Below are 12,977 nucleotides of genomic sequence, written 5' to 3' on the forward strand. Positions count from 1 at the left end.
AAATCTTCGCAGTGAAGGCGTTGGGGGCCGGCATCCTAACACGGGGTCGACCCGTCCTCGGACTTCCTGACGGTCAAGCCGGCCCCGCCTTTCCCGCGGCGCTTTAAGCGCTTTGCCGGGCTTCGCTGGCGAGGCGGACGATGGCCGCCTCCAGCTCGTCCAGGGCGGCTTCGGCGGCCGGGTCCTTCTGCTTGAGCAGGGTCTCGCTGAGCTGACAGGCGGCGCGCAGCTGGGGAACGCCGCAGTAGCGCGTCGCCCCGTGCAGCCGGTGAACCCGCTCGATCAGCGCGGCCCGGTCGCCGTCCTTGCGGGTCTGCTGGATGACCTGGCGGTCGGCGTCCAGGGATGCCAGCAGCATGGACAGCATGTCCGCGGCCAGATCGGGCTTGCCGGCGGCCAGGCGCAGGCCTTCCTCGGGATCGAGCACGCTGAGGTGGCTGATGGAGGTCGACTTGCTCTGGGCGGGCTTCTGCTCCTGGGTGCGCAGTTGCAGGCCGGTCCACTTGTGCACGACCTGGGCCAGCTGTTGTTCGTTGATCGGCTTGGTCAGGTAGTCGTCCATGCCGCTGTGGAGCAACGCGCGCTTCTCGTCGCTGAGGGCATGGGCGGTCAGGGCGATGATCGGGGTCGCCGAATGGTTCCCGGATCGCTCCCACTCGCGAATCGCCACGGTCGCCTGACGGCCGTCCATGCCGGGCATCTGCACGTCCATGAAGATCAGGTCGAAGCGCGACTGCTTCACCGCTTCCACGGCGGCCAGGCCGCTGTCCGCGACCGATACCTGGGCTCCCATGTCGCTGAGCAGGGTCTTCACCAGCAGCAAGTTGGCCGGGTTGTCATCGACGCAGAGCAGTCTGGGGGCGCGGCCGGACAGCGGCCTCGGGGCCTCGCGTCTGGTCGGCTCGGACTTGAGCAGGTCGCTGATGGCGCGCTGCAGCTTGTCGCTGCAGGCCGGCTTGGCCAGCAACTGGCTGTGGGAGTCCGGCAGGACGTCCTGGTACAGCAGCTGTTCGGTGGTGGGGCAGAGCACCAGACTCTTGCAGCCGAGCTGCTCGAGGGTGGCGACGCTCCGGCGCAGATCTTCGGCATTGAGGTCCCGGCTGGTCACCCCGAGGACGGCCAGCTCGAATGGTCGGCTCGCCTGGCGGGCGGCCTCGACTCCGGCGAGCAGGCTCTCCGGCTCGGTGAAGGCGGTGACCTCCATGCCGCAGTCTTCCAGCTGGTGCATCAGGGACTGGCGTGCCAGCTCGTGCTGCTCCAGCAGGGCCACCCGATGGCCGGGGCTCAGGGCGGGCTTCTCCGCCGTCGCCTTGTCGTCCAGTGGCAGGCTCAGGCTGATCCAGAATTCGGAGCCCTGGCCCGGCTCGCTGTCGACGCCGATCTCGCCGCCCATCTGCTCGATCAGGCGCTTGGAGATGACCAGGCCCAGGCCGGTGCCGCCGGTCTGACGCGTCAGCGAGTTGTCGGCCTGACTGAAGGCCTGGAACAGCTCGGCCAGATCCTCCCGGGACAGCCCGATGCCGGTGTCCTGGATGCTGATGCGCAGCTTGGCGAACTCCTCGCTGACGTCCTCGACCATAGCCCGCACGGCGATGGTGCCCTTGTTGGTGAACTTGATGGCGTTGCTGATCAGGTTGATGAGGATCTGCTTGAGCCGCAGCGGATCGCCGATCAGCGCCAGCGGCGTGTCGCGGTAGATCAGGCTGACCAGTTCGAGCTGCTTGGCGTGGGCGGTCGGCGCGAGGATGGTCAGGGTGTCCTGCAGCAGCTCGCGCAGGTTGAAGGGCACGTGCTCGAGAACCAGCTTGCCGGCTTCGATCTTCGAGAAGTCGAGGATCTCGTTGATGATTTCCAGCAGGCTGTCGGCGGACTTGGCGATGGTGTTCAGGTAGTCCTGCTGGCGGGGCGTCAGGTCGCATTTCTGCAGCAGGTTGGTGAAACCGATGATGCCGTTCAGCGGCGTGCGAATTTCATGGCTCATGTTGGCGAGGAACTCGGATTTGATCCGGCTCGCCTCCAGGGCTTCCTTGCGCGCCATGTCCAGCTCGATGTTCTGGATCTCGATGGTTTCCAGGTTCTGACGGACGTCCTCGGTGGCCTGGTCGATGCTGTGCTGCATCTCCTCCTGGGCGTGCTGCAGGACCTCGGCCATGCGGTTGATGCCGGCGCCCAGCTCGTCCAGTTCGTGGCTGCCGAGCGGGGGCAGGCGGGTTTCCAGATGGCCGTCGCGCAGTTGCGAGACGCTCTGCTGGATGCGTCGCAGGGGGTCGCTGATCGTCCGGCCCATGCGCAGGGCGAGCAGCGCACTGCCGAGCAGCACGGCGAGGATCAGGATCAGGCTGGTGAACAGGCTGCGGTAGCCCTTCAACAGCGCGCTGTGGTGGGACAGTTCGATGGCGACCCAGCCGAGCAGGCGGTCTTCCTGGTCGCTGCTGTCGCTGGCGAGATTCTGGTGATAGCCGAGCACCGGCATCAGCAGGTGGGTGTTTTCCGGGGTGGTGACCAGGGTCAGCCGGCTCGGGTCGTGGGGCGGCTGCTCGCTGAGGATGCTCGGCCCGGCGTGCACCAGGAGCTTGAACTGGGGATCGAAGAAGCTGACCGCGCGGATGTCCGACTGGTCGAGGATGCGATTGGCGATGCGCTGCAGGCGGTTGTTGTAGCCGTTGGCCAGGGAAGGAGCGCTGAGCGGGGCGAGCTGCTGGGTGATCAGCTGGCCGCGCTCGATGATCTGCTCGCGCATCTCCGACCATTGCTGCCAGGTGAAGTAGCTGCCCAGAACCAGGGCCAGCAGGCTGCTGGGCAACAGGGTGAGCATGACGATCCTGGCCTTGATGCTGAAATCCTGAAACACCCTTGTTTCTCCTGCGTGCCTGCGTGCTGTAGCGCAGTGTAGCGGTTGGTCGTGGAGGGGCAATAGGGGCTCCTGGCCTTATGAAAGCAAGGAATAAGTATCAGTTCATATGGGTTATGGGCTGCAGCCCTTTGCCAGCTATCATAGTCGCTTCTCTAATTTGTCCGGATTGCAAGGAAGGCCTAGACCCATGCATTTCCCAACCATCGCCGACTGCGTCGGCAACACCCCTCTGGTGCGTCTGCAGCGCCTGCCGGGCAATACCTCGAATACCTTGCTGGTCAAGCTGGAAGGCAACAATCCGGCCGGTTCGGTGAAGGACCGGCCGGCCCTGTCGATGATCTCCCGCGCCGAGTTGCGCGGCGACATCCAGCCCGGCGACACCCTGATCGAGGCCACCTCCGGCAATACCGGCATCGCCCTCGCCATGGCCGCAGCGATCAAGGGCTACCGGATGGTGCTGATCATGCCGGACAACATGAGCGCCGAGCGCAAGGCAGCGATGACCGCCTACGGTGCCGAGCTGATCCTGGTGGGCAAGGCCGAGGGCATGGAGGGCGCCCGCGATCTGGCGCTCAAGATGCAGAACGAAGGCCGGGGCAAGGTCCTCGACCAGTTCGCCAACCAGGACAACCCGGTGGCCCACTACGAGAGCACCGGCCCGGAGATCTGGCGCCAGACCGGCGGCACCATCACCCATTTCGTCAGCTCCATGGGCACTACCGGCACCATCATGGGCGTGTCCCGCTACCTCAAGGAGCAGAGCCCGGCGGTGCAGATCATCGGCCTGCAGCCCCAGGAGGGCTCGGCGATTCCGGGCATCCGTCGCTGGCCCGAGGAATACCTGCCGAAGATCTTCGACGCCAGCCGGGTCGACCGGGTGGTCGACATGGCCCAGAGCGAGGCCGAGGAGGTCATGCGCCGCTTGGCACGCGAGGAGGGCATCTTCTGCGGCGTGTCCTCCGGCGGTGCGGTGGCGGCCATGCTGCGCCTGTCTCAGGAAGTCGAGAACGCCGTGATGGTGGCGATCGTCTGCGACCGCGGCGACCGCTATCTGTCCACCGGCATCTATGACCAGCCCTGAGCCGATGAGTTTTCCCTACGAGTACGAGGCGTTCCACCTTGGCTAAACGAACGGGCGGTCTGCGTTTCCAGCCCGCCGGCGGAGCCCGCCCGGCGCAAGTGCCGGTGGGCAAGAAACAGGTCCTGACCATCGAGCGGCTGGCTCACGACGGCCGCGGTATCGCCTTTCACGAGGGGCGTACCTGGTTCGTCGCCGGCGCCTTGGCCGGCGAGCAGGTCGAGGCTCGGGTACTGGCGGCGCGCAGCCAGGTCGTCGAAGCCAGAGTCGAGCGCATCCTCGCGCCGGCGCCGCAGCGACGGCCCGCCACCTGCGCCCATGCCGGACGTTGCGGCGGCTGTACCCTGCAGCATATGCCCCATGCCGAGCAGCTGGAGCTGAAGCGGCGCACCCTCGCCGAACAGCTCGCGCGCTTCGCCGATCTGGAGCTGGACGAGTGGGCGCCGCCGCTGGTCGGCCCCGAGTTCGGCTACCGCCGCCGCGCGCGGCTGGCGGTGCGCTGGGATGCCAAGGCCGGCCGGCTGGAGGTAGGGTTCCGCGCCGCGGCCAGCCAGGCGATAGTCGGTATCGACGACTGTCCGGTGCTGGTACAGCCCTTGCAAAATCTCCTGCATACCTTGCCCGCGCTCCTGCAGGGGCTGGAACGGCCGCAGGTGCTGGGGCATGTGGAATTGTTCCACGGCAATGCCAGTGCAATTCTGGTGCGTCATATTAAGCCCTTGGCGGAGCGCGACCTGAAGCGGTTGCGGGAGTACTGCTTGGAGCACTCTACACAGCTCTGGCTGCAGGGCGAGGGTGAGCCGGAACCGGACTGTTCCGGCGAGGCGCTGGGTTATCGCCTGCAGCGCTGGAGTCTGGAGCTGCATTACCGCCCTGGGGACTTCGTCCAGGTGAACGCCCCGGTGAACGAGGCGATGGTCGCCCAGGCGCTGGAGTGGCTGGCGCCAAGCGGTACGGAACGGGTTCTGGATCTATTCTGCGGTCTGGGCAACTTCGCTCTGCCCCTGGCCCGGCAGGCCCGCGAGGTGGTGGCGGTCGAGGGCGTGGCGGCGATGGTCGCGCGGGCGCGTCGAAATGCCGAGGACAATGGCCTGGGCAATGCACACTTCCATCAGGCGGACCTGTCGAAGCCGTTGGCGGAGGCGTCCTGGGCCGCTGGCGGCTTTCCCGCCGTGCTGCTCGATCCGCCGCGCGACGGAGCGCTGGAGGTCGTGCGTCAGATGGGCGCCCTGCAGGCCGAGCGGATCGTCTACGTGTCCTGCAATCCGGCGACCTTGGCTCGCGATGCCGCGGAGCTGGCCGAGCAGGGATATCGTCTGAGGCGGGCCGGAATACTCGACATGTTTCCGCAGACGGCCCATGTCGAGGCGATGGCGTTGTTCGAGAGGCGCCCCGCTGCGCGCTGAGAGCGGGCGGTCGCAGGGCGCCAGCGGAGCCGCGGCTCCATGTGTTTTTCGATCGGCGAGCGGGTCGGCGTCCGGCCGGCGGGCTCGCGGGTCGTCGAGAGAGGAAGGGTATAGATGGTACAGGTGAGAGCGCAGCAGCCGGTCAATACGGATGGCAGTATCAATCTGGAGGCCTGGTTGGATCATGTCCTCAAGATGGACCCGGCCCTCGAACGCGAACCGCTGAAGGACGCCTGCGAATTCGCCCGTACAGCCGAACAGCGATGCCTGGAAGGGCGGGAGGCCCCCGCGGAGGGGGCCCCGTCGACCTTCCGGACGGGGCTGGAAATCGCGGAAATCCTCGCCGACCTCAAGCTGGATCAGGATTCCCTGGTAGCCGCGCTGCTCTATCGCGGCGTGCGTCTGAACCAGATCAGCCTGGAGCAGGTGCAGAAGCATTTCGGCGCCGTGGTGTCCAAGCTGATCGAGGGCGTGCTGCGGATGGCGGCGATCAGCGCCAGTCTCAATCCGCGCGAGTCCCTGGTGCTGAACGCCCAGTCCCAGGTCGAGAACCTGCGCAAGATGTTGGTGGCGATGGTCGACGACGTGCGCGTGGCCCTGATCAAGCTGGCCGAGCGAACCTGCGCGATCCGCGAGGTGAAGAACGGCAGCGAGGAAAAGCGCCGGCGCGTCGCCCGCGAGGTCTTCGACATCTACGCGCCGCTGGCTCACCGTCTGGGTATCGGCCACATCAAGTGGGAGCTGGAGGATCTGTCCTTCCGCTACCTGGAGCCCGAGCAATACAAGCAGATCGCCAAGCTCCTGCACGAGCGCCGGCTGGACCGCGAGCAGTTCATCGAGAACGTGGTGCAGCAGCTCAAGCAGGCGCTGGCCGACAACGGCATCCAGGGCGAGATCACCGGCCGGGCGAAGCACATCTACTCGATCTGGCGCAAGATGCAGCGCAAGGGGCTGGAGTTCAGCCAGATCTATGATGTGCGCGCGGTGCGCATACTGGTGCCTGAGATCCGCGACTGCTACACCGCTCTCGGCATCGTGCATACCCTCTGGCGCCACATTCCCAAGGAGTTCGACGACTACATCGCCAACCCCAAGGAGAACGGCTACCGCTCCCTGCACACGGCGGTGATCGGCCCGGACGGCAAGGTGCTGGAAGTGCAGATCCGCACCCATGCCATGCACGAGGAGGCCGAACTGGGCGTCTGCGCCCACTGGCGCTACAAGGGCACCGACGTCAAGTCCACCTCCAGCCATTACGAGGAGAAGATTTCCTGGCTGCGCCAGGTGCTCGAATGGCACGAGGAACTCGGCGACATCGGCGGGCTCGCCGAGCAGCTGCGGGTCGACATCGAGCCGGACCGGGTCTACGTCTTCACCCCCGATGGCCATGCCATCGACCTGCCCAAGGGCTCCACGCCGCTGGACTTCGCCTACCGCGTGCACACCGAGATCGGCCACGGCTGTCGCGGCGCCAAGGTCGACGGGCGCATCGTGCCGCTCAACTACAGCCTGCAGACCGGCGAGCAGGTGGAGATCATCACCAGCAAGCAGGGGGTGCCGAGCCGCGACTGGCTGAACCCCAACCTCGGCTACATCACCACCTCTCGGGCGCGGGCGAAGATCGTCCACTGGTTCAAGCTGCAGGCCCGCGACCAGAACGTCGCCGCCGGCAAGGCGATGCTCGAGCGCGAACTGTCCCGGCTCGACCTGCCGCCGGTGGACTACGAGCGCCTGGCGGAAAAGGCCAACCTGAAAACCCCCGACGATATGTTCGCCGCCCTCGGCGCCGGCGATCTGCGCCTGGCCCATGTGGTCACCCTGGCGCAGCAGCTGGTCGAGCCGGACCGCGGCGCCGAGCAGCTGGATCTCATTCCCCGCAGGTTCGGCGGGGCGGCCAAGCCGGGCAGGCGCGGCGACATCCAGATCCAGGGCGTCGGCAACCTGCTGACCCAGATCGCCGGCTGCTGCCAGCCGCTGCCGGGCGATCCCATCGTCGGCTACATCACCCAGGGCCGCGGCGTCACCATCCACCGTCAGGACTGCGCCAACGCCCTGCAGCTGGCCAGCCGCGAGCCGGAGCGGATCATCCAGGTCAGCTGGGGGCCGGCCCCGGTGCAGACCTACCCGGTGGACATCCTCATCCGCGCCTACGACCGCTCCGGCCTGCTGCGCGACGTCTCCCAGGTGCTGCTCAACGAACGCATCAACGTGCTGGCCGCCAATACCCTCTCGAACAAGGAGGACAGCACCGCGCAGATGGTCCTGACCATCGAGATCCCCGGGCTCGATGCCCTCGGCCGGCTGCTGGCGCGCATCGCCCAGTTGCCCAACATCATCGAGGCGCGCCGGCAGCGCAGCTCCTGAGCCGATGCAGTGCCCGGAGCCACGCCGGTGTGGCCCGGGCCGCACCACTCCCGGTCGGGTAGCCCCGCCAAGTTCTAGGAAACCGCCATGTACCAGCTCAACGACCTGCTGCACCTGATGGCCCGCCTGCGCGATCCGCAGTACGGCTGTCCCTGGGATCTGCAGCAGACCTACGCGAGCATCGTGCCGCACACTCTGGAGGAAGCCTACGAGGTCGCCGACGCCATCGAGCGCGGCGATTTCGCCCATCTGCCGGGCGAGCTCGGCGACCTGCTGTTCCAGGTGGTCTACTACAGCCAACTGGCCAGGGAAGAAGGGCGTTTCGACTTCTCCGCGGTGGTCGACGGCATCACCCGCAAGCTGATCCGCCGGCATCCCCATGTCTTCCCCGATGGCGATCTGTATGGCGCAGCGGACATGCCGAAGCTGTCCGAGGCGGCGGTCAAGCAGCGCTGGGAGGAGATCAAGGCCGAGGAGCGGGCGGAGAAGGCCGCTGAGCCGCAGCAGCTGTCCCTGCTCGACGACGTGCCAAACGCCCTGCCGGCGCTGTCCCGCGCGGCCAAGCTGCAGAAGCGCGCCGCCCAGGTCGGCTTTGACTGGCCGGAGGCGCTGCCGGTGGTGGACAAGGTGCGAGAAGAGCTGGACGAGGTGCTGGAGGCCATGAGCGAGAGCGATCCCGCGGCCATTGCCGAGGAGGTCGGCGACCTGCTGTTCGTGGTGACCAACCTGGCCCGGCATCTCAAGGTCGATCCGGAGGCCGCCCTGCGCGCCGCCAACGGCAAGTTCGAGCGGCGTTTCCGCTTCATCGAGGAGCGGCTGCGCGAGGGCGGGCGGCGTCCCGAGGAGTGCGGCCTGGACGAGCTGGATGCGCTCTGGGGCGAGGCCAAGCGTGCGGAGCGGGAAGGACCTGGCTGCGGTTGAATCCGGCCCCGGCCTCAGCCGGCGATCCAGCGGAACAGCAGCACGCCCAGCGCCACGGCCAGGACTGGGCGCACCACGCGATAGGCGGTCGGGTTGGCCCGCTTGAACTGACGGACCCGCGAGCCGATGGCGTTGCCGATGCGCTTGAAGCCGCCGTAGGCGCGGTTGATCGAGCCGACCCTTTCCCCCTCGACATTCTGCGGCGCGGTGGCGCGGCCGAGCACGCCGCTGATCCAGCGGTTGATCTGCCGCAGCGGGGAGGGAAGCGGCCGCTCCACGTCGCAGAAGAGGATCAGGCGGGGAGAGTCGGTCTCGTTCTTCACCCAGTGCACGTAGGTTTCGTCGAACATCACGTCCTCGCCGTCGCGCCAGGCGTAGGGCTGGCCGTCGACGAAGATGCGGCAGGAGTCCGAATTCGGCGTGGCGAGTCCCAGGTGGTAGCGCAGCGAGCCGCCGAAGGGGTCGCGGTGCGGGTTGAGATGACTGCCGGCCGGCAGCAGGGTGAACATCGCCCCCTTCACCGACGGCAGGCGGCCGAGCAGTTCGAGGGTTTTCGGGCAGAGCTGGCGGGCCGAGGGCAGGGGGCCGTCGTACCAGGTCAGGTAGAAGCGTTTCCAGCCCTTCTTGAAGAAGGAGCCGAAGCCGGCCTCGTTGTCGCGCAGGGCGGCACGGATGTAGCCCTCGTCGAACAGCGCCAGGGCTTCGTCGCGGATGGTCTGCCAGTTGTCGCGCAGGAGGTCCAGCTCCGGGAAGTCGCGGCGCTCGACGTAGGGGCGCGACGGCGTCCGGGAGAACAGGTACATCAGCGAGTTGTAGGGAGTGAACAGCGCCGAGTAGTTGAACATCTGGCGCAGCAGCGGCAGGCGGGCGCGGCCGCGGAGGTGCACGAACAGGACGCTGGCAAGAAACACGCTTACCAGGGTGGCCTTGGCGAAGAGTGGCATGGCGGATTCTGCATATGGCCCCGGAGCCGGTAGTGTAGGGCTATCGTTTGACGATGACCATGTGGCAAGGCAGCCAATCATGCTCGCGATGAGCGGCGAGACTTGCACTGTCCGCATGCAATCGGGAGGATTAGCCCTCGGCTGGCAGGCCGTCGGACGGATTGGCTTCGATCGCCTGTCGACTCCTGTTGCAGTTTCCCCTTGAATGAGCCTCCGGCCTGGCCGGGGGCGGTTGGATGAGTTCTAACGATGAGCATGTCATTGCGCGACCAGTTGCTGAAGGCCGGACTGGTCAACGAGAAGCAGGCCAAGCAGGCCGGCAAGCAGAAGCAGAAACAGGAGCGCCTGGAGCGCAAAGGTCAGGTCGAGAAGGACGATTCGCAGCGTCAGGCGGCGCTCCAGGCCCAGGCCGAGAAGCTCGCCCGCGACCAGGAGCTCAACCGCCAGCAGCAGGAGAAGGCGGAGCAGAAGGCCCGGGCCGCGCAGATCAAGCAGCTGATCGAGGTCTCGCGCCTGCCCAAGCTGACCACCGACGACTATTACAACTTCGTCGACGACAAGAAGGTCAAGCGCCTCTCGGTGAACGGCCTGATGCGCGACAAGCTCAGCCGCGGCTCCCTGGCCATCGTCCGGCACGGCGGCGGCTACGAGGTGATTCCACGCGAGGCGGCACTGAAGATCCAGGAGCGCGATCCGCGCCGGGTGGTCCTGCTGAACACGCCCACCGAGGCGCCGGATGCGGACGATCCCTACGCCGCCTACCAGATTCCCGACGATCTCATGTGGTAAGCCCGCTTCCGGGCCGAAACGAAGAAGCCGGCGCTAGGCCGGCTTCTCGCTTTCCAGGCTGTGGCAACAGTCTTACTTGCCCGCCACCTGCTTGCCATCGACCATGCCGTCCTTGAGCATGATGTCGTATTCCTTGCCGTCCTTCTCCACCTGGTGCAGGCGCACCAGCAGATAGTTCCAGTCCTTGGCGAGCCAGAAGATGGTCTGGCGGTTGCTCTTGGTGGGATCGCGTACGCGCTCGACCTTGATCGCCTCGATCTGGCCTGCCTGGGTGTCCACGCGCTCGCTGCCCAGTACGCGGAAGTCGTAGATCTCGATATCGTCGCCGTCGACCACTCGGTAGCTCATGCTCTTCTTGCCCTCGGCGACATCCTTCTGCAGGGCGATCTGGTAGGTGGACTTGTCGAGCAGGCCGCGATTGAGGCTGTGCTGGAACGGCTTGCCGCGATCGCTGCCGGTCACCTTCTTGGCTTTCCAGTCGAAGTCCTGCTCCACGTGCTTGACCTTGCCTAGGCCGTTGCGGTCGTAGCGATAGCTGAGCGGGAGCAGATGGCTCTGTTCGACGCGGAAGGTGCTCTCTTCCTGAAGGCCGGCGATCATCATGCTGGCCTCGAACTCCAGTTTCCAGCTCTGGTCGGCTTGTTGGCTCAGCCGACGTTCGGCCGTGCCACTGACCGGAATCTGCGACGAGTCGGTCGTATAACTGGCAGTGAAGGGGTGTAGCTCATAGGCGTAGCTGGGCAGGGCCAGCAACGCGAGCGCGAACAACAGGATACGACGCATAGTTTCTCCTAGGTTCGGATCAGATAGCCGGTAGCCGGCAGTTTCTCTCCGTCCAGCAACGCTCCTTCGGCTGCCAGCCGCAAGCGGCCTTCGGCGAACCAGCGAACCGCTGTCGGGTAGATGCGATGCTCCTGCATGTGCACGCGCAGGGCCAAGGTTTCCGCGGTGTCGCCCGGCTCGACTGGAACGACGGCTTGGATGATCAGCGGCCCGCCGTCCAGCTCCTCGCTGACGAAGTGCACGCTGCAGCCATGCTCGGAGTCCTGCGCATCCAGTGCCCGCTGATGGGTGTTCAGGCCCTTGTGCTTGGGCAGCAGCGATGGGTGGATGTTCAACAGGCGGCCGCTGTAGTGGCGGACGAAGGCGGGGGTGAGGATGCGCATGAAGCCGGCCAGCACCACGAGGTCGGGCCGGAAGCCGTCGATCGCCTCGATCAGCGCGCAATCGAAGGCCTCGCGGTCGGCGAAGGCCTTGTGGTCGAGGACCTGGGTGGCGATGCCCGCGTTCTGCGCGCGGGTCAGACCGTAGGCATCTGCGCGATTGGATACGACCGCGCGGATACGCAGGGGGTTGTCCTCGCCCAGGCTGTCGATCAGCGCCTGCAGGTTGCTGCCGGAGCCGGAGATGAGGACTACCGCATTGCAGGGCTGGACCATCAGTGGGCCTTCAGGTTGTTCAGCACGACGCGCTCGGCGCCTTCGCCGCAGGTGGCGATGCTGCCGATCACCCAGGGCTGTTCGCCGCTGGCGCGCAGGCTGGAGAGGGCTTCTTCGACCTTGTCCTGGGCCACGCAGATGACCATGCCGACGCCGCAGTTGAGCACGCGGTGCATCTCGCGCTCGTCGACGTTGCCGTTCTGCTGCAGCCAGTCGAAGACCGCCGGGCGGGTCCAGCTGGCCACGTCGATCACCGCCTGGGTGCCTTCCGGCAGCACGCGCGGGATATTCTCGGTGAGGCCGCCGCCGGTGATGTGGGCCATGGCCTTGACCGCGGAGGTCGCCTTGATCAGCTTGAGCAGCGGCTTGACGTAGATGCGGGTCGGCGCCATCAGCAGCTCGGCCAGCGGCTTGCCGTCCAGCTGCACCTGCTCGATGTCGACGCCGGCGACCTCGATGATCTTGCGGATCAGCGAATAGCCGTTGGAGTGCGGGCCCGAGGAGGGCAGGGCGATCAGCGCGTCGCCGGCGGCCACTTTCGAACCGTCGATGATCTCGCTCTTCTCCACCACGCCGACGCAGAAGCCGGCCAGGTCGTAGTCCTCGCCCTCGTACATGCCGGGCATCTCGGCGGTTTCGCCGCCGACCAGCGAGCAGCCGGCCATCTCGCAGCCCGCACCGATGCCGGTGACCACGGTGGCGGCCACGTCGACGTTGAGCTTGCCGGTGGCGTAGTAGTCGAGGAAGAACAGCGGTTCGGCACCGCAGACCACCAGGTCGTTGACGCACATGGCCACCAGATCCTGGCCGATGCTGTCGTGCTTGTTCAGGTTCAGCGCCAGGCGCAGCTTGGTACCGACGCCGTCGGTGCCGGAGACCAGTACCGGCTGCCGGTAGCCGGCCGGGATTTCGCAGAGCGCGCCGAAGCCGCCCAGACCGCCCATCACCTCCGGACGTGCGGTGCGCTTGGCGACGCCCTTGATGCGTTCGACCAGTGCTTCGCCGGCGTCGATGTCTACACCGGCGTCCTTGTAGCTCAGGGAGGGTTGCTTGCTCATAAATCCGGGCCTTTGAGGGGAAATTCAGGGGGCGACCGAGGCGCATGATGGCCGGTCCGCGAGGCGCGCGATTTTATCAGGCTTGCCCCGCAGGGGCCACTCGGGCCCGGCCCGCCCCGCGGGC

At 66.5% G+C, this 12,977-nt stretch carries 10 protein-coding genes; 5 read left to right on the forward strand and 5 right to left on the reverse strand.

Annotated elements, in window-relative coordinates; genetic code table 11:
• Positions 1-103: 103 nt before the first annotated feature.
• Positions 104-2,851 (reverse strand): response regulator, encoded by a 2,748-nt coding sequence (locus ACFOJE_RS17800; protein ID WP_377816022.1) that lies wholly within the window; start codon positions 2,849-2,851, stop codon positions 104-106.
• Between the two features lie 190 nt (positions 2,852-3,041).
• On the opposite strand from ACFOJE_RS17800, the gene cysM reads away from it, so the two are divergent.
• The 4 genes from cysM (at position 3,042) to mazG (ending at position 8,623) form a co-directional block, all read left to right on the forward strand.
• Positions 3,042-3,935, forward strand: coding sequence for a cysteine synthase CysM (gene cysM, locus ACFOJE_RS17805; protein ID WP_377816023.1), 894 nt, complete (start codon positions 3,042-3,044; stop codon positions 3,933-3,935).
• Positions 3,936-3,973: 38 nt separating this feature from the next.
• Positions 3,974-5,338, forward strand: a complete 1,365-nt coding sequence (gene rlmD, locus ACFOJE_RS17810) for a 23S rRNA (uracil(1939)-C(5))-methyltransferase RlmD (protein WP_377816024.1) — start codon at positions 3,974-3,976, stop codon at positions 5,336-5,338.
• A gap of 114 nt (positions 5,339-5,452) precedes the next feature.
• Positions 5,453-7,702, forward strand: coding sequence for a GTP diphosphokinase (relA, locus tag ACFOJE_RS17815; protein WP_377816025.1), 2,250 nt, complete (start codon positions 5,453-5,455; stop codon positions 7,700-7,702).
• An 87-nt stretch (positions 7,703-7,789) separates the two neighbouring features.
• Positions 7,790-8,623 carry a nucleoside triphosphate pyrophosphohydrolase gene (mazG, locus tag ACFOJE_RS17820; protein ID WP_377816026.1) on the forward strand — a complete coding sequence of 278 codons (834 nt, stop codon included), beginning with the start codon at positions 7,790-7,792 and terminating at the stop codon, positions 8,621-8,623.
• Between the two features lie 14 nt (positions 8,624-8,637).
• On the opposite strand, the gene ACFOJE_RS17825 is transcribed toward mazG, so the two are convergent.
• On the reverse strand, positions 8,638-9,567 hold the full coding sequence (locus ACFOJE_RS17825; protein ID WP_377816027.1) for an aspartyl/asparaginyl beta-hydroxylase domain-containing protein: 930 nt from the start codon (positions 9,565-9,567) through the stop codon (positions 8,638-8,640).
• A 249-nt stretch (positions 9,568-9,816) separates the two neighbouring features.
• Here ACFOJE_RS17825 and ACFOJE_RS17830 point away from each other — a divergent pair, with 249 nt between their 5' ends.
• Positions 9,817-10,356: a DUF2058 domain-containing protein gene (locus ACFOJE_RS17830; RefSeq protein ID WP_377816028.1), complete on the forward strand. Its 540-nt coding sequence runs from the start codon at positions 9,817-9,819 to the stop codon at positions 10,354-10,356.
• 72 nt (positions 10,357-10,428) lie between these two features.
• On the opposite strand, the gene ACFOJE_RS17835 is transcribed toward ACFOJE_RS17830, so the two are convergent.
• From ACFOJE_RS17835 to purM, 3 genes are read right to left on the reverse strand one after another with little or no spacing between them, the layout of a single operon-like run.
• A complete protein-coding gene (locus ACFOJE_RS17835; RefSeq protein WP_377816029.1) occupies positions 10,429-11,139 on the reverse strand; it encodes a DUF3108 domain-containing protein in 711 nt (236 codons plus the stop codon).
• 8 nt (positions 11,140-11,147) lie between these two features.
• Positions 11,148-11,795: a phosphoribosylglycinamide formyltransferase gene (gene purN, locus ACFOJE_RS17840; protein WP_377816031.1), complete on the reverse strand. Its 648-nt coding sequence runs from the start codon at positions 11,793-11,795 to the stop codon at positions 11,148-11,150.
• Positions 11,795-12,853 (reverse strand): phosphoribosylformylglycinamidine cyclo-ligase, encoded by a 1,059-nt coding sequence (gene purM, locus ACFOJE_RS17845; protein WP_377816032.1) that lies wholly within the window; start codon positions 12,851-12,853, stop codon positions 11,795-11,797. The genes purN and purM overlap by 1 nt, the downstream gene beginning before the upstream one ends.
• Positions 12,854-12,977: the final 124 nt, after the last annotated feature.

It is taken from the genome of Azotobacter bryophylli (genome assembly GCF_042643485.1).
GTDB classification, from domain to species: Bacteria; Pseudomonadota; Gammaproteobacteria; order Pseudomonadales; family Pseudomonadaceae; genus Azotobacter; species Azotobacter bryophylli.

Excerpts from the sequence above, each read along its gene's own strand:
- cysM (WP_377816023.1), top strand. The coding sequence starts at position 3,042 with ATGCATTTCCCAACCATCGCCGACTGCGTCGGCAACACCCCTCTGGTG.
- relA (WP_377816025.1), top strand. The coding sequence starts at position 5,453 with ATGGTACAGGTGAGAGCGCAGCAGCCGGTCAATACGGATGGCAGTATC.
- mazG (WP_377816026.1), top strand. The coding sequence starts at position 7,790 with ATGTACCAGCTCAACGACCTGCTGCACCTGATGGCCCGCCTGCGCGAT.
- ACFOJE_RS17825 (WP_377816027.1), bottom strand. The coding sequence starts at position 9,567 with ATGCCACTCTTCGCCAAGGCCACCCTGGTAAGCGTGTTTCTTGCCAGC.
- ACFOJE_RS17830 (WP_377816028.1), top strand. The coding sequence starts at position 9,817 with ATGAGCATGTCATTGCGCGACCAGTTGCTGAAGGCCGGACTGGTCAAC.
- ACFOJE_RS17835 (WP_377816029.1), bottom strand. The coding sequence starts at position 11,139 with ATGCGTCGTATCCTGTTGTTCGCGCTCGCGTTGCTGGCCCTGCCCAGC.
- purN (WP_377816031.1), bottom strand. The coding sequence starts at position 11,795 with ATGGTCCAGCCCTGCAATGCGGTAGTCCTCATCTCCGGCTCCGGCAGC.
- purM (WP_377816032.1), bottom strand. The coding sequence starts at position 12,853 with ATGAGCAAGCAACCCTCCCTGAGCTACAAGGACGCCGGTGTAGACATC.